Consider the following 17,329-nt stretch of genomic DNA (forward strand, 5'->3'; position numbering starts at 1 on the left):
AGGTGGCAGTGGCCTGCGCCATGGCGCGCGCGCTTACCAATAGCTGGCGCGTGCCATGGCGCATTGGCCTCTTTGGGCCAAAACGAGCGATCTGATCTCAGGACTTTTGTTGCCGCTTTCGGGCAGTGCTGTTGGCGAGGCGATAGCTCTCGCCGTTCATCTCGAGGATGCTGACGTGGTGGGTCAGCCGGTCGAGCAGTGCGCCGGTGAGGCGCTCGGAGCCGAAGGTCTCGGTCCATTCATCGAAGGGCAGATTGCTGGTGATCAGGGTCGAGCCGCGCTCGTAGCGGTGCGAGATCAGCTCGAACAGCAACTCGGCGCCGGTCTTGGACAGCGGCACAAAGCCCAGTTCGTCGACGATCAGCAACTTGACGGCAGCCATCTGCTTCTGAAAGCGAAGCAGGCGACGTTCGTCGCGGGCCTCCATCAGTTCGTTGACCAGGGCTGCGGCGGTGGTGAAGCTGACCGACATGCCCTTCTGACAAGCCGCCAGCCCGAGGCCAAGGGCAATGTGCGTCTTGCCCGTGCCGCTTGGGCCAAGGGCAATGACGTTCTCGCGCCGCTCGATCCATTCGCAGCGGGCCAGTTCCAGCACCTGCATCTTGTTGAGCTTCGGGATGGCGCTGAAGTCGAAGCTGTCGAGGCTTTTGACCGTGGGGAATTTGGCGGCCTTGATGCGGCGCTCGACCATCCTCCGCTCCCGGTCGATCAACTCCAGTTCAACAAGCCGGGCGAGGTATCGGACATGATCCATGCCTTCGGCCGCACATTGCCGGGCCAGCTTCTGATGTTCCCGCAGGAACGTGGGCAGCTTCAGCGCCTTGAGGTGATGGGCGAGCAGGATTTCCGGACCATCGCTCATGCCGCGTCCTCCGCATCGCCCGACAACAACCGCATATAGGAGCCGGGCCTGGTTTTCTCGACTGTTGCCTTGGGTAGATAGGGATAACAGTCCAGGTCCAGCCGGGGCGGACGGTGTTCAACACGGCAAAGCAGCAGGTGCTTCACGGCGTCGAAGCCGATTGCGCCCATCTGAAGCGCCTGCTTCACCGCGGCATGCAGATCAGCCAGATCAAAGGTCTCGAGCAACCGCAGGACCTGGACGTATTCGCGTCGGCCATGTCGGTTCATGCGAGCTTCCATTAGCCGGCGCAACGTTGCGAACTCCTCGGGAAGCTCCCAGCCTTGCAATGGTGCGGCCTGATCGAGTGCGTTGATCTTCTGCTCCAGCAGCGGCAGGTAGTGGATCGGGTTGAAGACGATCTCCTCGCGATCCCAGCAGCGGGGATGGCGGGCAATGACCTCGCCCCGGCAGCCGATCACCACCTCGTGGACATAGGCCCGGATCCAGACATCCTGATGGCCGAAGGCAACCGGCACCGAGTAGTCGTTGGTCTTGTAGCGCACCAGACACTGGGACGAGACGCGGCCACTGTCCTGGTCACAGGCGTCGAAAGGCGCGACCGGGAGGGGGCGCATGGCAACCAGATCACGTTGCAACCGCTCGCCGATCGTCTCGCTCTCACCGCGCAGGACATCGTGCTGGCGCTTGCGGCATTGCTCCTCCAGCCAAAGGTTTAATGCCTCCCAGCTCGTGAACTCGGGAAGCGGCACCATGAAGTTGCGGCGGCAATAGCCCACCAAGCCCTCGACATTCCCCTTGTCATTGCCTTTGCCAGGACGGCCGTAGTGGTCCCGGATCAGGTAATGCGACAGGAAGCCGCTGAACAGGACGGCCCGCTTGCGGGTGCCATCGGGCAGGATCTTCGCCACCAGGCACCGGTCATTGTCATAGACGATCGACTGCGGCACTGCCCCAAAGAAGGCAAAGGCGTGGATGTGGCCGTCCACCCAAGCCTCGGCCACAGCCGCCGGATAGGCGCGGACGTAACAGGCGTCGCTGTGCGGCAGATCCAAAACAAAGAAGTGGGCCTTCTGCTCGACACCGCCAATCTTGACCATCGCCTCGCCGAAGTCGGCCTGCGCATGGCCCGGGGGATGCGCCAGCGGCACGAACACTTCCTGGCCCCGCCGTTCTCGCTCCCGGATGTAATCCTTGATGATCGTGTAGCCGCCGGTGAACCCGCACTCGTCACGAAGCCGGTCGAACACCCGCTTCGCCGTGTGCCGCTGCTTCCGCGGCATGGAGCGATCCGCCTCAAGCCAGCCCTCGATGATCGGGATAAAGGGATCAAGCTTCGGCCGCCTGACTTCGGCCGTCCGCCGGTAGCCCGGCGGCACCGAGAACGTCATCATCTTCGCAACCGTATCACGGGAGATGTTGAAGGCCTTCGCCGCCTGACGCTGGCTCATGCCCCCCGCGCAGGCCTGGCGAACCCTGAGATATAGTTCCACGCTGAAAATCCTCGCGCCCTCCCTGCTGTCGCAGAAAGGGAAAGGGTGGACGACTTTTACGCCGCCCGCAGCAGCTCCATGCCGCCGCTTCCGTGGACTAGTTTCTCACCGCCGTTCTCAGATCGCTCGTTTTGGCCCAAAGAGGCCAATGCGCCATGGCACGCGCCAGCTATTGGTAAGCGCGCGCGCCATGGCGCAGGCCACTGCCACCTGGCCTGGTTTTGCGCCGCCGCGTGGCCGGATTTTGCACCGCCGTTGACAGCCTGCGCACTGCCGCAAGCAGCTTTTGCCTGCAAGCCCGCTTGAAGAACGCGGCTTGACGGAATGCGGGCGGACGTTTACTGACCTATATATCTAGGAGGCTGGATATATGGATAAGAAAGCTGCGCTTGGCGCATTGGCCGCTCTCGGTCAGGAAACCCGTCTCGATGTCTTCCGGCTGCTCGTGCAGGCGGGACCCGGCGGCTTGCCGGCGGGAGAGATCGGCGAGCGCCTCGGGACCGTTCAGAATACGACCTCGGCACACCTCAAGGTGCTGACCCTTGCCGGACTGATCCGCGCCGAGCGCGATGGCCGCATCATCCGTTATGCCGCCGACATGAATGGGTTCCGCGACCTGCTGGCGTTCCTCATGGAGGACTGCTGCAACGGCGCTCCGGAACTCTGCCGCCCCGTCATCGAAGCCGTCACCTGCCGCTGCTGAGGACCGAACATGACCCAGCCCTACAATGTCCTGTTCCTGTGCACGGGGAACTCCGCCCGTTCCATCCTCGCCGAGGCCATCCTTCGAAAGGACGGCGGTGACCGCTTCCGCGCCTTCTCTGCGGGCTCCCAACCAAAGGGAGAGGTCCATCCGTTCGCCCTTGAGCTCCTGAGGACCATGAACCAGGATACGGCTTTCGCTCGCTCGAAATCCTGGGATGAGTTCGCGACGTCGGACGCACCGAAAATGGATTTCGTGTTCACCGTCTGCGACAGCGCCGCGAGCGAAGCATGCCCGGTGTGGCCCGGCCAGCCGATGACGGCGCATTGCGCCGTTCCCGATCCGGCGGCCGCAACCGGCACGGACGCCGAAAGGCGCCTCGCTTTCGCGGATGCCTACAGACAACTCTCCAATCGCATCTCCGCGTTTCTGTCGCTGCCGCTTGCGTCCATCGACCGGATGTCGTTGCAAGGCAAGCTCCGCGAGATCGGTGAGACCCGCCATTCGCTGCTGTGAGAATCCTCATGACCGACACCATCGTCGAGACGGGCCGCGAGGCACCCGCCGCCATCGGCTTCTTCGAGAAGTACCTGACCTTATGGGTGGCACTGTGCATCGCCGGAGGCATCGCCCTCGGCCATCTCATGCCGGGCTTGTTCAAAGTGATCGGCGCTGCGGAGGTCGCCGAGGTCAACATCCCCGTGGCCTTCCTCATCTGGCTCATGATCATTCCGATGCTTCTGAAGATCGATTTCGCAGCGTTGCTCGAGGTCGGCCGGCACTGGCGGGGCATCGGCGTGACCCTGTTCGTCAACTGGGCTGTAAAGCCCTTTTCGATGGCACTGCTGGGATGGATATTCGTCGGCTGGCTTTTCAGGCCCTATTTGCCTGCTGAACAGATCGACTCCTATATCGCGGGATTGATCATCCTTGCGGCCGCTCCATGCACGGCCATGGTGTTCGTTTGGTCGAACCTGACCAGGGGCGAACCGCATTTCACGTTGTCGCAGGTCGCTCTCAACGACGCGATCATGGTTGTCGCCTTCGCTCCCATCGTCGGGCTGCTGCTGGGTCTGTCGGCCATCACCGTCCCGTGGAACACCCTCGTTCTGTCCGTCGTCCTCTATATCGTCATTCCGGTCATCGTCGCACAGGCAGTCCGGCGGAACGTCCTGAGGAAAGGAGGCGAGGCAAGGCTCCAGGGATTGCTGCGAAAGCTTCAGCCGCTCTCCCTCGCGGCGCTTCTGGGAACGCTGGTCCTTCTCTTCGGTTTTCAGGGAGAGCAGATCATCGCTCAACCGCTCGTCATCGCCTTGCTGGCGGTGCCGATCCTGATCCAGGTCTATTTCAATTCGGGACTGGCCTATCTGCTCAACCGCATCTCTGGCGAGCAGCATTGCGTGGCGGGACCCTCCGCTCTGATCGGCGCGTCGAACTTCTTCGAGCTGGCGGTGGCGGCAGCCATCAGCCTGTTCGGCTTCACCTCCGGTGCCGCACTCGCGACAGTGGTCGGGGTGCTGGTCGAAGTGCCGGTCATGCTTTCGGTTGTGTGGATCGTTAACCGCAGCCGGAGCTGGTATGAGAGGGGTCCTGCCGTTGCCATATCGCAGGCGAGGAGGCCCGCAGAATGACCGTGATCATATATCACAATCCGGCGTGCGGCACTTCCCGCAACGTGCTGGCCATGATCCGCCAATCGGGCGAGGAACCCGAAGTGATCGAATATCTGAAGACGCCGCCATCGAGGGAACGGCTCGTCGAGCTGATCGCCGCGATGGGCATCGCTCCGCGCGGCCTGCTTCGGCGGAAGAGCACGCCATATGACGAACTCGGCCTCGACGACCCGAAGTGGAGCGACGGCGAGCTGATCGCCTTCATGATCCAGCATCCGATCCTCATCAATCGACCGATCGTCGTGACACCTCTCGGAACGAGGCTCTGCCGTCCCTCCGAAGCCGTTCTCGACATCCTGCCGAACCCGGACATCGGGCCCTTCACGAAGGACGACGGCGAGGTCGTCATCGACGGAGATGGAAGGCGGGTGCGCTGAGCAGCTATTTCGAAATTCCTGGAAATAGCCGTTGACCGGATCTTGCCGTCGGGTTATTTCGAGAGATGTCGAATTAACAAGGCACAGCACCGGAATGACGGAAGCCCGCCCGCCGAAGCGTTTCCCCTCCGGGCGAAATAGCTCAAATCGATGAAGCTCGAAGCAGCCGCCTCGCAGCTCGAAGCGCTTGGGAATCCGACACGTCTGCAGCTTTACCGGACACTGGTGCGGGCGGGCGGAGGAGGATTGTCCGTCGGCCGCATCCAGGAGAAACTGGACATCCCCGCCTCGACGCTTTCGCATCATCTCAGGCGGCTCCTCGAAACCGGCCTTGTCTCTCAGGAAAGGCAGGCAACGACACTGATCTGCCGCGCCCACTATCCTGCGATGCGGTCCCTGATCGGCTATCTTGCCGACGAGTGCTGCGCCGACGATTCCTGTCCGCCCGTCGCGAGGTGATCGGAAGACACGTGATCGCCGGGACCCTTCGTTTCAAAATGTCGAGGACCGAAGCTATGAATGCGCCCCATGCCGTTTTCGCCATTGCCTGTGGATGCCGCGCCGGTCTTGCCTCTGCTGCGCGATATGTCTGCGGTGACTCGCGTTCTGCGATCTTCGTCACCGCATGCCGGAGCGCCCTGTGAGGGCAGTCCCCGGGGGCGGGCAAACCCGTTGGTTCATCAGCGCACTCGGGGCGGCCCAGATATGCTCCTGGGGGACGCTATTCTATGGCTTTCCCCTGATCGCGGAAGCCATGCGCGCGGATCTTGGCTGGTCGAAAACCGAGCTCTACGGGGCGGCGACGCTCGGTATGCTTCTGGCGGGCTGCGCCGCTTATCCTGTGGGCGCTGCGATCGACCGGGGTCACGGCCGGGTCCTCATGTCAGGTGCATCAGTCGTCGCAGGACTCCTGTTCGCCGCTTGGTCGCAGGTCGAGGATCGCCTCGCCTTTTATGTGGTCCTTGCGTTTCTCGGCTGCATGCAGGCTGCAACGCTCTACGAGCCTGCCTTTGCCGTCATCTCAAGACGCGTCGGACCGCTGAACGCCCGCAAGGGCATTACGGCGCTGACGCTGTGGGGCGGTTTCGCCAGCACCGTCTTCATCCCCATCATTCAGTTCCTGATCGACACCGAAGGCTGGCGGGGAGCGCTTCTCGTCATGGCCGCCGTGAATGCGGTGGTCTGCGCTGGGCTGTACTTCTTCGCCATCGATCCGAGAAAGGACGCTCCGGCCCGCATCCTCCCGCCCGAGCAAGCCGCTCCGCTTGCCGGGCGGGCAGCGGTGGCGGCAGCGATGCGCAGACCCGCCTATTGGGGCCTCATGCTGGCCTGGATATCCTACGCGGCGGCGTTTTCGTCGCTCACCTATCATTTCTACCCGCTGCTGCTCGAGCGTGGCCTCGATACTGCGGGTGCCGTGATGGTGCTGACCGTGATCGGCCCGGCGCAGGTCGCCGGGCGCGTCCTGGTGAGGGCGTTCGCATCCGAGGCACCCGTTCGGCTTTTGGGATCGGCGATCGTCATCATATTCCCGCTGGCAGTCCTCGGCTTCGCCTTCGCGCCGCCCGAAGTGGCCATCCTTGCTTCCGTCGCTGCCGTCTACGGAGCCGCCAACGGCATGGTCACGATCGTTCGAGGGTCGGCGGTTCCGGAGATGGTCACACGAGAAGCCTATGGTGCGGTGAACGGATCTCTGGTCGCGCCGATGAATATCATGCAAGCGGGAGCACCGCTGGCGGCCGCCATGATCTGGCAGGCGAGCGGTGGCTATGGTGCGGTGCTGGCCGCGATCTTCTGCGGTTCGCTGATGCTGTGCGGAGGGTTCTGGTTCGCGGCGGCACGATCGGATCGGGACAGACCTTGAACCGGCCGCGTCGCTCGCGGAACGGCGCTCGCGTGCGATCGCACCGATTGGGAAGGTCGGGCTATCGGCTCTTGCTTTCGAGCGGCTTCCCCGTCGGCTATCCGGCGGGCAGCGGCAGCGCGTGATCATCGCCAGAGCATTGACCGTGGGCCCGCGTGTACTGATCTGCGGGCGGTTCAGTCAAATCCGTCATCTTCTGGGTCGATGGTGCCAAACCCCTAGATCTCGGTCGATATGAGTAGGTCGCGGTTCCGGACGCTTTCGCGATAACGCTGCAAGGTCTCTTCGTTCGGAGGATAGGTGCCGGGGAGGGGACGCCCCTGGGCGACTTCGCTCCTGAGGAAAGCTTCGAGCCCTTCCTGTTCGAACACCTCCTCCGCCACGTCCTCGGCGATCTCCCTCGGCAGGATGATGACGCCGTCGCCATCGCCGACCACGATATCGCCGGGATAAACCGGAGCCGAGCCGCAACCGATCGGCAAATTGATATCGACGGCGTGGTGCTTGGTGAGGTTCGTCGGTGCGGAAGGCGCCGCGCAGAAGGCCGGCAATCCGAGCGCCGCAATGTCGTCCGCGTCCCGAAGGCCGCCATCGGTGACCAGCCCGGCGCAGCCGCGCACCTTCAGCCTCGTCGCGAGAATGCCTCCGGCGCCGGCCGCGCTTGCGTCCTGGCGGCAATCCATGACAAGCACGTGGCCGGGCGGCACCGTTTCGACGGCGAGCCGCTGCGGGTGCTTCGGGTCGCGGAAGACCGCGACGACATCCAGATCCTCCCGCGCCGGGATGTAGCGCAGCGTGAAAGCGGGACCCACCATCCTACGCCCCGGAGCCGAGAGCCGGCGGACGCCCTGGACGAACTGGTTGCGCAGGCCTCGGCGAAACAGCGCCGTGGCGAGAGTGGCGGTGCTCACCGCCTCCAGCCTCTCGCGCAGCAGCGGCGGGATCGGAGCAAGTACGTCGTCGTTCATGTCGTCTTTCCTTTTTCAACCTTTGACCGCGCCGCCGGTCAGCGCCTGCACGATGAAGCGCTGCAGGATTATGAACATGATGATCGCCGGCAGCATGGCCATGATGGAGGCGGCGGCCAGATAGGGGATCGTCACCTCGCCCTCCGTCTGACCGGGCGCGAAATTGAGCACGCCGATCGAGATCGGCAGCAATTCGGTTCGTTGCAGAAGGATGAACGGAACGATGAATTGCGACCAGGCGGAGATGACGTTGAAGATCATGGCGGCCGCCAAGCCGGGCTTAGCAAGCGGCAGGATCACAAGCCGTAGGACCTGAAGCCGGCTGGCGCCGTCTATCCGCGCGGCCTCGTCGAGAGATACGGGGATCGCGTCGAAGAAGCCTTTCAGCAGCCAGACGGTGAAGGGGATCTCGACGGTGATATAGACGAGAATGACGCCCAGGTGGCTGTCGAGCAGGCCAAGCATCTCGAAGTAGCGATAGAGCGGAATGGCGATCACCAGGGAGGAGATCATCTGGTAGACGAGGAGGATCAGGAGAATGGTCCTGTGCCCGGGGAACCGCATGCGTGAAAATGCATATGCCGCAGGCGCCGAAACCAGCAGACATCCGACGACCGTCCATGCCGTCAGGTAGAACGAGTTCCAGAGCATCCTGCTGAGCGGTGTTTGCGTCAGGACATAGACATAGGTGGAAAGATTGAAGGCTTCCGGCAAGAACGCTGGAGGCCAGGCGAAGACCTCGTGCCTCTGCTTCATCGAAAGCATGAGCACGGCGACGATCGGAAAAAGCGAGAGCGCCACGGCGACCGCAAAGCCGGCATAGAGTCCGAAATTCCCTGCCAGCCTTGTCGAGCGCCGCCCTACGTAAGTGGTTGCTTCAGTCATGGCGGCTCAGTTCCTGTCCCGGTTGAGACGCAGGAGGAAAAGGTAGATCAGCGTCATGCCGAGATTGATCGCAAGCAGCAGCACAGCGACCGCCGACCCGCGGCCCAGATTCATGAATTTGAAGACCTGCTGATAGACCGAAAGCGCGATGACCTCGGTCGAGCGCGCGGGTCCGCCGCCGGTCAAGGCAACGATGAGGTCGAAGGTGTTCACGCCGCTGATGGTCATGAGAACGAGTGCGATGAAGATGACCGGCACGAGCATGGGCACCGTGATGTGCCGGAAGCGGGCGAAGGCGCCCGCGCCGTCTATGACCGCCGCCTCATAGAGTTCGGCCGGAATCTTCTGCAGGCCGGCATAGAGGATGATCATCGTGAACGCGACGCCCCGCCAGACATTGGCAAGGATCGCCGTCATCAGGGCCATCTGCGGCTCGGAGAGAAAGGGAATGCTCGTGCCGTAGGCGCTCTCGATCCAGTAATTGAGCATGCCGTAGGAGGACGTGGAGAGCAGCAGCTTCCAGATCACGCCGACGATCACGCCAGGAATGACCCAGGCTGCGAGGATGGAGGTGCGGACCGCGACCATTCCCTTCAGCCCCCTCTTCACTGCCGCATCGAGGCCGAGGGCAAGGAGCATCCCGAGCGTGAGTTTCAGGACGACGCTGCCGATGGCGAAGATGAGCGTGACCTGCAGGCTGCGCAGCGTAGCGGGATCGCGGAAGAGGCGGCTGTAGGAGCGCAGCGTGTACGCGTAGTCGCCCCCGATCAGCTTCGCATCGGTGAAGCTCAGGCGGATGACGTCAAGCAGAGGATAGGTGTAGAAGACCAGCAGGAACGCTGCCGCCGGCATCAGCCAGAAGAACGGACTTTCCTGAAGGCGCGCCCAAAGCAAGGCCGGTCGATTCTGTCGCACGGGCGTGCATCCCAAGCTGTTTTCTGAAACAGGCGGGGGCGGGACCTGCCGTCCCGCCCCTTCGATCAGGCCCTAGAGTTCGAGCTGAACGGTCGACCATGCCTCGTCGACCGCTTCCTCCGGCGTCATGGTGCCGAGAACGACCTGCTGGAAAGCGTTCGTGAGCGCTGTCTCCGTCAAGGCGGCGTGGCGTCCGTTGGCGAGGGGTATTGCATCGGCCAGCGCCTGCCCGAACGATCTTGCCGGCGTGTCCGAAAGAAAGGCGGAATAGTGCTGCAGCGCCGAGCTCCGCGTCGGCGTGTAGCCGCCTGCTTCGCCCCAACGCGCCATCGGCCATGGACCGATATAGGTATCCATCAGAAGATCGGTGATCAGCGCCTGCTTCTCGGCATCGTCCGTGAACATGCCCCAGGACCAGCCGCTTTGATGCATGACCGGCGCAACGCCCCCCAGCTGGGGCATGGGCGCGAAGGACCATTTGGCGCCATCGGGCGTCTGCGCAATGCCGCCGCCCATGAAGGTGCCGCCGATGACGAAGGGCATCTCGCCCGCGGCGACGCGCGAGACCACGTCGCCCGTGGCTGCGAAATTGACCACGTCCTTGGGCATGACGCCCCGGTCCACCATCTCCTTGTACCAGGAGAGGACGCGGATGAGGATTTCGCGGTTCTCGCCCTCGCCGAACACCGGTGTCGAATCGGCGTCATCCTCAGTGATCTTGCCTCCGAGGCTCGCCACCTGGCTATAGAAGCTGAGGCGTGGGACGGACTGCCCGCCGAGCACGAAAACGCCGTAGCGGAACCCGTTCTCCTTCATGAGCTTCTCTGCGAGATCGCCCAGCTCCTCGAGCGAAGCCGGCGGCGTGTCGACCAGATCGTTGCGATACCAAAGGCCGTAGGTATAGGCGTTGATCTGCAGATATTTGACCTCGCCTGTCTCGGGATCGGTCATGCCCTTCAGGACGCCCGGCAGAAAATCCGCTTTGGTCTCCGCCGAGATGTAGGGATCGAACGGCTTGGCGAAATCGTAGAATGTCTGGTAGTCGACCTGCTCGACCATGATCACGTCCGCAGCGCGGCCGGCCTGCGCATCCTGGATGCGCTTGGCGACGATCACTGCATCGTCCCCCTGCTGAACCTGGACCTCGATCTTCACGTCCGGGTGCCTGAGCGACCAATCCCGGAATGCCTCCGTCAGCACCGCGCGCCGCGCCTCATCGTTGGATTGGTGCGAATAGGCGAAACGCGGCTGGATGGTGATGGTGATGGGTGCATCGGGACGTCCGATGAGCTCCGGTGTGATCACGTCCTGCGCGAAGACGGCGGTTGGAAGGGCAATGGCAAGCGCCGCCATCGGTGCTGACCAGCTGCGCGCTGCCGGATGCCAGATCAGTCGTATGGTCATCTGTGGACTCCTCCTCTGAGGCGTGCCGGACTGGCATGCCAAGACTGGCAATGGGCACGAGGACCGCCACGGGCGGGCGGCCAGGCTCCTTTAGCCGCGCGCAATCTTCCGCAGGAAACCTCTTCTGTCAACTCTGGTAAGACAAATTTTTGCATCTTGTCTCGCCCGATATCCAGAAGACCCGTCTCATCTGCCAAATGTCTCATCCATGGGCGAGGATGCCTGCACCGCCGGAGTGCGCAGTTGTTCAAAGTTGTAATGGTTGGAGCGCAGTGCTACAGGTGCGCAAATCTGGAAGCGCGTTTGCAGATGCGCTTTGATCTCTGATGCTGGAGAGGAGCCGGGAAGCATGAAGATTGCCGCGATCAAGACCTATTTGATGCATTCCGGCCCGCCGCGCGACCCGACGGCTCTCGACCGGCCCGACGCTGTCCCGGCTTATGCCACAGGCCAGCCCGACAACGGCGCGCGGCACTGGCTGTTCGTCAAGGTGATCACGGACGAGGGAATTGTCGGTGTCGGCGAAGGAAGCGGCTGGCCTCTCGTGGTGGAGGCCGCCGTGCGCGATCTTGCGCCTGTGGTCATCGGCGAGGACCCCGCCGACATCGAGCGGCTGTGGCAGAAGATGTTCGTGGCCCAGATGGGCCACGGCCTGACGGGCACGGTCGGCGCGGGAGCGCTGACCGCCATCGAAACGGCGCTGTGGGACATCAAGGGGAAGGTGCTCAACACGCCGGTCTGGAACCTTCTGGGCGGAAAAGTCCGCGACCGCATCCGCGTCTATGCCCATGCCAGCACTCCGGAGCAGGCCCGTGCCTTCGTGGAGATGGGCTATACCGCGCTGAAGACGGGTGGCGTGCACCGGGTGCCCGAGAAGGTAGGCCGGCTGCGCGATGCGATCGGCCCCGAGATCGATCTCCTGGTGGACATGCACGGGGCGCCATGGCTCAACACCAAGGATGCGATGATCATCGGCCGGGAACTCGAGGCCTTCCGTCCACTCTTCTGGGAGGATCCTGTCGCTCCTGAGAATGTCGATGGCCTGCGCCGGCTGCGCGACGCCGTCGCAGTTCCCCTTGCGGCAGGCGAAAGATGGGGGAATATCTGGGGGCTGCAGCAACTCTTGGGCGAAGGCATTGTCGATGTCATCCAGCCGGATACCGGCCGTTCCGGAGGCATATCGCAGATGAAGAAGATCGCCGCCATGGCGGAAGCGCGCTTCATTTCCGTGGCCCCTCATGCCGGAACCTTGGGACCGGTGGCCGAATATGCGGCCCTTCACGTGCTTGCGGCCATACCGAACACGCTCATCCTGGAGCGCTTCGCCCTGGACTGGGAGCCGCGCGATCATGTCATTTCGCCGAGCCCGAAGGTGGAGGCCGGGTCCATCCTCGTGCCAGACGCTCCCGGTCTCGGGGTCGATCTGGTGGAGGAGGAGATCGCCAAATATCCGCCGGGCCATAATGTGGCCATTCGAGGCACTGCCAAGATGAACGCCTATGAGGCCGGAACTTTCCGTGAATCGGTCTATGTTCAGACGCGCTTTCATCGGCAGTCGGTCTTTGCGCGATGAAACATCCGCCGACAGAGCAGGAACGATCGGCGCGGGCAATCGGTGCAGGCCGCGCGATGGCCGGCGGTTCCGGCGCAAAACCGGGCTATCCCGCCCCTCAGCGCCACTACACGCTTGCCGACAGCGTTTACGAACAGATCCTTTCCGACATCGTCGACGGCGTTTTGCCCGAGAATGCGAGGCTGCCGGCGGAAGGCGCGCTTGCCGAGCGGTTCGGCGTGTCTCGTCCCGTGGTGCGGGAGGCGCTCGCCCGGCTCCGTGACGACGGCATCGTCGTCTCCCGACGCGGCTCGGGGAGCTATGTCACGGCGCGGCCCTCGCGCGTCGTGCGCGCGTTTGCGCCTCTCTCCTCGATAGCGGATATGCAAAGATGTTTTGAATTCCGGGTCGGCCTCGAGGGCGAAGCCGCCCGGCAGGCGGCGCTTCGCCGAAACGATGAGGATATCGCGCGGATCAAGGCTGCTCTCGCTACTCTGGATGAGATCCTCGTCACCACGTCGCTCGGCGTGGAGGAGGATTACCAGTTCCACCTGGCCGTGGCCGCGGCAACGCACAACCGCTTCTACGTCGGGACGTTGGAATTTCTCCACGAAAGCATAACGACGGGAATGAACCTCACCCGCAATCTCTCGCTCCGCCGCTCTTCGGAGCGGTTGCGCGTCGTCCAGAACGAACATTACGAGGTGATGACGGCCATCGTCGCGGGAGAGGGAGAGGGTGCCGCGCGAGCGATGCGCGCGCATCTGGAGAATGCCCGCCGGCGCGTTTTCGAGGGAGTGGACAACGATGATGCGACCGGGGGCGCGCTTCGCTGATCGCGTCAACCTGGCTCCCGTGACGCTTCACGCGGAGCTCGAGGTCAGGGGAATGCACTCCTTCGGATCGACATACCGTCCGCCCCCGCCTCAGCCACCACCTGCGGCGCGCAGGACTGCCGACATGTTGTCACCCAGCGCCTTGGAGAGCTCGTCCTCGCAGAAAGGTCCGTGGCGGCGGAGCACGGATAGTGCCTGGCGGTAGGTCATGTGGCGCGTGCAGACGGGATAGTCGGAGCCCCAGATCAGGCGATCGGCGCCGAAGGCCGCCTTCAGGGCGTGCGGGATCCACTGAAGCCGCGTGTAGGGATATTCGTCCGAGGGGGCGGCCACGTTTCCGAACCCGGAGCATTTGACCAGGATGTTTGGCTCTTCGGCCGCTGTCAGCACCTCGGCCAGCGCGTGCGGCGTTCCTTCGCTTCGCGGGCCGAGGAAGGCGTGATGGTGGCAGATGATGGTAAGCGCAGGAAAGGTCCGCGCGAGCGCGCGCACCGGCGGCATCTGGTGCGGCATGACGGAAAGACTGACCACGAGCGACCGTTCCGCGGCCAGGCCGAAGAAGGCCATCCCTTCTTCGCTCGTCAGCCAGGCGCCGTCCTCTTCTTCCGCCAGATAATGGGTGAAGCCGACGAAGCTCCATCGGCTCAAGGCTCTCTCCAGACGCGCCGGCGCTCCGGGCTTCCTGAATTCGGGTGCCCAGCGGCAGTCAATGTCCGGGAAAACCACGAGGCGGCCGCGATGGCGCTCGGCCGCTTCGAAAGCATAGTCGGTGTTGTGCGGATTGTCGCCTATGGCCGCGCAGATGATCACGGCGCGGTCGACCCCATTTCGGTCCATCTCGAAAAGCAGTTGCTCCACGCGCGCCCGGGTCGCAGGGTCGGGCACCGGCGGCTCGTAGGGCCAGCTCTCCCATATATGGCAGTGGCCGTCGATGATCATGCGACTGCGGCCATGGTGTCTGTCGTGGATTCAGACGCGGCCTCCTGGATAGCGGCTGCCGTCGCGGTTTCGGGGCGCTCGTGCAGGAAGCATGCGGCGGCGCGTGTGGCGTCGGTGCGATAAAGCGCTGGTGTCCGCTCGCGGCAGACCGGCATCACATGGGGGCAGCGCGTCGAGAAGGGGCAGCCTATCGGCGAGGCGCCGACGGAATCGGCGCTGTCGCCTTCCTCGTCCAGGTTCCACGGGACATCCGGGTCGGGGGAGGGCACCGCCGCGATCAGCGCCTGGCTGTAGGGATGCCTGGGATTGCGGATGACCTCCTCGGCCGTGCCCACCTCCATGATCGAGCCGCCATAGAGCACGACGATGGTCTCCGCGATCTGGAACGCCGTCGTCAGATCGTGCGTCACATAGACGAGCGAGATGCCGCTCTCCCTGTTCAGGCGGTGGAGCAGCTCCAGGATCGTCGAGCGCAGCGAGGCGTCGACCATGGACACGGGCTCGTCGGCCAGGATGATGGACGGGCTGACGGAGAGGGCACGGGCGATCATCACGCGCTGGCGCTGTCCGCCGCTGAGCTCGTGGGGATATTTTCCCAGCGTCTCCGCCGGCCTCAGGCCCACCGCCTCGAGCGACCGTTCGATGATCGCGTAGGCCTCGCGCCGGGAGCTTGCGAGCCCAAAACTCCTGAGGGGCGTCAGCAGCGGGTGGTCGATGCGGTAGAAGGGATTGAACGCGTCGAAGGGATCCTGAAAGATTGCCTGCACCTCGCGCCGGAAGACTGCCAGCTCCTGTCTGCTCATCGATGCCACGTCCTTTCCGCCGTAGCGGATAGTGCCGCTGGTGGGCTTCTGGAAACCCAGGAGCAGGCGCGTCAGCGTTGTCTTGCCGCTGCCGCTCTCGCCGACGATGGCGGTGATCGAGGGGCGTTCCCCGCCCACCGCGAGGGTCATGTTCCTCAAGGCTGTCTTCCTGACGCGGCCGCCGAAGCCGCTGGTGAAGACCATGTCGACGTCGCGGATCTCCAGCACCTTACGCATCGGCAAGCTCCTCGGTGCGATGGCAAGCCGCGTGATGGTCCTCGCTCCCGGTTCTGAAGGCAGGAGGGTCGGTGCGGCAGCGCTCGATCGCCATCGGGCAGCGATTGTGGAACGGGCAGCCCGGCAGCGGATCGAGAAGGGATGGGCCAACGCCGGGGATGCCCTTGAAGGCCGCCGTCTTCTCGAAGGAGGGCAGCGCCTCGATCAGCATCTTCGTGTAGGGATGGCGCGGGGCGGCGAAAACCTTGCGCACGGGGCCGGTCTCGACCAGCCTGCCGGCATACATTACGCCGATGCGGCTGACGAAATGGGCCATCAGCGCCATGTCGTGGCCGATGAGGATGATGGCGGCGCCCAGCTCGCGCTGCACCCTGCTCAGCGTGCCGAGCACCTGCTTCTGGACGACGACATCGAGCGCGCTGGTCGGCTCGTCTGCCAGGATGAGCGAGGGACGGAGCGCGATGCTCATGGCGATACAGACGCGCTGCTTCATGCCCCCCGATAATTCATGCGGGAATCTCCAGCGCACCGTCCCCGGCAGCCCCACCTGCTCCAGGAGCCGCTCGATCCTTCCCTCGCGCTCGACCGCGGAGCGGCGCACGCCGTGATCCTCGAAGATATCCGCCATCTGGTCGCCGATCCGGAGCACCGGGTTGAGCGAGCTCATCGCCCCCTGCGGCACCAGAGACATCTCGGCAAAGCGGACACGGCGCATCGCGGGCTCGGAGATCTGGGCGAGGTCGACTCCGTTCAGGCGGATTTCGCCGGCCGCGATCCGCCCGCCGCGCAGCATGCGCATCAGGGCCAGCACCGTGGTCGATTTGCCGGAGCCCGATTCGCCCACCAGTCCGAAGCGCTCGCCGGCCCTAAGCGAAAAGCTCACCTCGTTCACGGCGCGGGCAGGGCCTTTGGGCGTCTTGTATTCGACAATCAGGTCGCGCACGTCGAGAACGGGTTGGCTCACGATCGTCCTCCGAGGCGCTTGTTGACGAAGGAATCCATGCCGATCGACGTCATCATCAGGCCGATGAAGATGAGCGATATCGCCAGAATGGGCGGCAGCCACCACCACCACATGCCGCGAATGACCGCGCCATAGAACTGGGCCCAGTAGATGGTCATGCCGAGCGTCAGCTCGTTCTGGGGCCCGAGGCCGAGCGCCTCCAGCCCGATGGTGGCGAGCATCGCCTGGGAAACGGTGATGACGAAGCTGGCGGCGATGAAGGGCAGGAGGTTCGGCAGCACCTCCACAAAGATCAGCTTGAGCCCCTTGGTGCCGTTGAGGCGCGCGACCTGGATATAGCCCCGCTCGCGCAGCGACAGGGTCTGGGCGCGGATCGCGCGCGTCGCCACCATCCAGGAGAGTGTCGCCACGATCACCGCCATGAGGCCGACCGTCATGACGCGAACATTGGCGGCAATCAGCACGAGGATAGCGATACCGGGGATGGTCATCATCACGTCGGACCCGACTCGGATGATGTTGTCGATCCATCCGCCCGCGAAGCCGGAGACGAGGCCGAGCGCGACGCCGACGGACAGACTGATGAGGCCGGCGACGAGGCCGATCTTCAATGTCTGCGGCAGCGCCAGGAGCATCACCGTCAGCATATCGCGCCCCTGGCCGTCGGTGCCCAGCCAATGCTGGGCCGAAGGCGGCTGGCGGGGCATCGTGGCGCCGACGCGTGCAAGGGCGTCATCGACGAAGAGCGGGCCGAGCAAAGCAAGGACACAAACGAGAAGCAGCACGAGGAGGCCTGCGAAAAGCGCCCGGTTGCTGGCGAGTCTGCCGAACTCGAAAGAAAGGGCCGATCCCAT

19 protein-coding genes are annotated in these 17,329 nt (G+C 63.9%); 9 read left to right on the plus strand and 10 right to left on the minus strand.

Annotation, left to right across the window (positions count from 1 at the left end):
• Window positions 1-97 precede the first annotated feature (97 nt).
• The gene (istB, locus tag CHEJ32_RS0122405; protein ID WP_028035775.1) at window positions 98-862 is read right to left on the minus strand and encodes an IS21-like element helper ATPase IstB; all 765 of its coding nucleotides are present in this window, start codon (window positions 860-862) and stop codon (window positions 98-100) included.
• Window positions 859-2,355 carry an IS21 family transposase gene (gene istA / locus CHEJ32_RS0122410; RefSeq protein WP_028035776.1) on the minus strand — a complete coding sequence of 499 codons (1,497 nt, stop codon included), beginning with the start codon at window positions 2,353-2,355 and terminating at the stop codon, window positions 859-861. Before istA ends, istB begins: the two co-directional genes overlap by 4 nt.
• A gap of 370 nt (window positions 2,356-2,725) precedes the next feature.
• Between istA and CHEJ32_RS0122415 the strand changes: the two genes are divergently transcribed.
• The 7 genes from CHEJ32_RS0122415 to CHEJ32_RS26945 all read left to right on the plus strand — a co-directional run bounded on the left by CHEJ32_RS0122415 (window position 2,726) and on the right by CHEJ32_RS26945 (window position 7,210).
• Entirely contained in the window at window positions 2,726-3,058 is a 333-nt protein-coding gene (locus tag CHEJ32_RS0122415; RefSeq protein ID WP_028035777.1) for a helix-turn-helix transcriptional regulator, read from the plus strand.
• Between the two features lie 9 nt (window positions 3,059-3,067).
• On the plus strand, window positions 3,068-3,574 hold the full coding sequence (locus CHEJ32_RS0122420; protein ID WP_028035778.1) for an arsenate reductase ArsC: 507 nt from the start codon (window positions 3,068-3,070) through the stop codon (window positions 3,572-3,574).
• Between the two features lie 53 nt (window positions 3,575-3,627).
• Window positions 3,628-4,689 carry an ACR3 family arsenite efflux transporter gene (gene arsB, locus CHEJ32_RS0122425; protein WP_028035779.1) on the plus strand — a complete coding sequence of 354 codons (1,062 nt, stop codon included), beginning with the start codon at window positions 3,628-3,630 and terminating at the stop codon, window positions 4,687-4,689.
• Window positions 4,686-5,108 (plus strand): arsenate reductase (glutaredoxin), encoded by a 423-nt coding sequence (gene arsC / locus CHEJ32_RS0122430; protein ID WP_028035780.1) that lies wholly within the window; start codon window positions 4,686-4,688, stop codon window positions 5,106-5,108. The genes arsB and arsC overlap by 4 nt, the downstream gene beginning before the upstream one ends.
• Before the next feature lie 150 nt (window positions 5,109-5,258).
• Window positions 5,259-5,567 (plus strand): helix-turn-helix transcriptional regulator, encoded by a 309-nt coding sequence (locus CHEJ32_RS0122435; protein ID WP_028035781.1) that lies wholly within the window; start codon window positions 5,259-5,261, stop codon window positions 5,565-5,567.
• Between the two features lie 181 nt (window positions 5,568-5,748).
• The gene (locus CHEJ32_RS0122440) at window positions 5,749-6,972 is read left to right on the plus strand and encodes an MFS transporter (protein WP_245261260.1); all 1,224 of its coding nucleotides are present in this window, start codon (window positions 5,749-5,751) and stop codon (window positions 6,970-6,972) included.
• The gene (locus tag CHEJ32_RS26945) at window positions 6,956-7,210 is read left to right on the plus strand and encodes an ATP-binding cassette domain-containing protein (protein WP_084032917.1); all 255 of its coding nucleotides are present in this window, start codon (window positions 6,956-6,958) and stop codon (window positions 7,208-7,210) included. The genes CHEJ32_RS0122440 and CHEJ32_RS26945 overlap by 17 nt, the downstream gene beginning before the upstream one ends.
• On the opposite strand, the gene CHEJ32_RS0122445 is transcribed toward CHEJ32_RS26945, so the two are convergent.
• From CHEJ32_RS0122445 to CHEJ32_RS0122460, 4 genes are all read right to left on the minus strand, one after another.
• Window positions 7,191-7,940, minus strand: a complete 750-nt coding sequence (locus tag CHEJ32_RS0122445) for a ribonuclease activity regulator RraA (protein WP_051469859.1) — start codon at window positions 7,938-7,940, stop codon at window positions 7,191-7,193. The two genes, CHEJ32_RS26945 and CHEJ32_RS0122445, sit on opposite strands and share 20 nt — an antisense overlap.
• A gap of 15 nt (window positions 7,941-7,955) precedes the next feature.
• Window positions 7,956-8,825 carry a carbohydrate ABC transporter permease gene (locus CHEJ32_RS0122450; RefSeq protein WP_051469860.1) on the minus strand — a complete coding sequence of 290 codons (870 nt, stop codon included), beginning with the start codon at window positions 8,823-8,825 and terminating at the stop codon, window positions 7,956-7,958.
• A 6-nt stretch (window positions 8,826-8,831) separates the two neighbouring features.
• Window positions 8,832-9,740, minus strand: coding sequence for a carbohydrate ABC transporter permease (locus CHEJ32_RS0122455; protein WP_156936780.1), 909 nt, complete (start codon window positions 9,738-9,740; stop codon window positions 8,832-8,834).
• Between the two features lie 72 nt (window positions 9,741-9,812).
• Complete coding sequence (locus CHEJ32_RS0122460; protein ID WP_028035786.1) at window positions 9,813-11,144, minus strand: ABC transporter substrate-binding protein; 1,332 nt, start codon at window positions 11,142-11,144, stop codon at window positions 9,813-9,815.
• 349 nt (window positions 11,145-11,493) lie between these two features.
• Between CHEJ32_RS0122460 and CHEJ32_RS0122465 the strand changes: the two genes are divergently transcribed.
• Entirely contained in the window at window positions 11,494-12,717 is a 1,224-nt protein-coding gene (locus CHEJ32_RS0122465; protein ID WP_028035787.1) for a mandelate racemase/muconate lactonizing enzyme family protein, read from the plus strand.
• On the plus strand, window positions 12,714-13,532 hold the full coding sequence (locus tag CHEJ32_RS25785; RefSeq protein ID WP_245261261.1) for a FadR/GntR family transcriptional regulator: 819 nt from the start codon (window positions 12,714-12,716) through the stop codon (window positions 13,530-13,532). The genes CHEJ32_RS0122465 and CHEJ32_RS25785 overlap by 4 nt, the downstream gene beginning before the upstream one ends.
• A 90-nt stretch (window positions 13,533-13,622) precedes the next feature.
• Here CHEJ32_RS25785 and CHEJ32_RS0122475 read toward each other — a convergent pair whose 3' ends face one another.
• The 4 genes from CHEJ32_RS0122475 to CHEJ32_RS25795 are packed head-to-tail and all read right to left on the minus strand — an operon-like array spanning window position 13,623 to window position 17,329.
• Window positions 13,623-14,471, minus strand: a complete 849-nt coding sequence (locus tag CHEJ32_RS0122475) for an amidohydrolase (RefSeq protein ID WP_028035788.1) — start codon at window positions 14,469-14,471, stop codon at window positions 13,623-13,625.
• A complete protein-coding gene (locus tag CHEJ32_RS25790) occupies window positions 14,468-15,511 on the minus strand; it encodes an ABC transporter ATP-binding protein (protein WP_051469862.1) in 1,044 nt (347 codons plus the stop codon). Before CHEJ32_RS25790 ends, CHEJ32_RS0122475 begins: the two co-directional genes overlap by 4 nt.
• Window positions 15,504-16,475, minus strand: coding sequence for an ABC transporter ATP-binding protein (locus tag CHEJ32_RS0122485; protein WP_028035789.1), 972 nt, complete (start codon window positions 16,473-16,475; stop codon window positions 15,504-15,506). Before CHEJ32_RS0122485 ends, CHEJ32_RS25790 begins: the two co-directional genes overlap by 8 nt.
• Window positions 16,472-17,329, minus strand: coding sequence for an ABC transporter permease (locus CHEJ32_RS25795; RefSeq protein ID WP_034658994.1), 858 nt, complete (start codon window positions 17,327-17,329; stop codon window positions 16,472-16,474). The genes CHEJ32_RS0122485 and CHEJ32_RS25795 overlap by 4 nt, the downstream gene beginning before the upstream one ends.

It is taken from the genome of Chelativorans sp. J32, from assembly GCF_000518985.1.
In the GTDB taxonomy this organism is placed as follows: domain Bacteria; phylum Pseudomonadota; class Alphaproteobacteria; order Rhizobiales; family Rhizobiaceae; genus Chelativorans.

Bases quoted from the DNA above. Each gene is read 5' to 3' on its own strand.
- istB (WP_028035775.1), bottom strand. From the start codon at position 862: ATGAGCGATGGTCCGGAAATCCTGCTCGCCCATCACCTCAAGGCGCTG.
- CHEJ32_RS0122415 (WP_028035777.1), top strand. From the start codon at position 2,726: ATGGATAAGAAAGCTGCGCTTGGCGCATTGGCCGCTCTCGGTCAGGAA.
- CHEJ32_RS0122420 (WP_028035778.1), top strand. From the start codon at position 3,068: ATGACCCAGCCCTACAATGTCCTGTTCCTGTGCACGGGGAACTCCGCC.
- arsC (WP_028035780.1), top strand. From the start codon at position 4,686: ATGACCGTGATCATATATCACAATCCGGCGTGCGGCACTTCCCGCAAC.
- CHEJ32_RS0122435 (WP_028035781.1), top strand. From the start codon at position 5,259: ATGAAGCTCGAAGCAGCCGCCTCGCAGCTCGAAGCGCTTGGGAATCCG.
- CHEJ32_RS0122445 (WP_051469859.1), bottom strand. From the start codon at position 7,940: ATGAACGACGACGTACTTGCTCCGATCCCGCCGCTGCTGCGCGAGAGG.
- CHEJ32_RS0122450 (WP_051469860.1), bottom strand. From the start codon at position 8,825: ATGACTGAAGCAACCACTTACGTAGGGCGGCGCTCGACAAGGCTGGCA.
- CHEJ32_RS0122460 (WP_028035786.1), bottom strand. From the start codon at position 11,144: ATGACCATACGACTGATCTGGCATCCGGCAGCGCGCAGCTGGTCAGCA.
- CHEJ32_RS0122465 (WP_028035787.1), top strand. From the start codon at position 11,494: ATGAAGATTGCCGCGATCAAGACCTATTTGATGCATTCCGGCCCGCCG.
- CHEJ32_RS25785 (WP_245261261.1), top strand. From the start codon at position 12,714: ATGAAACATCCGCCGACAGAGCAGGAACGATCGGCGCGGGCAATCGGT.
- CHEJ32_RS0122475 (WP_028035788.1), bottom strand. From the start codon at position 14,471: ATGATCATCGACGGCCACTGCCATATATGGGAGAGCTGGCCCTACGAG.
- CHEJ32_RS25790 (WP_051469862.1), bottom strand. From the start codon at position 15,511: ATGCGTAAGGTGCTGGAGATCCGCGACGTCGACATGGTCTTCACCAGC.
- CHEJ32_RS25795 (WP_034658994.1), bottom strand. From the start codon at position 17,329: ATGGGATCGGCCCTTTCTTTCGAGTTCGGCAGACTCGCCAGCAACCGG.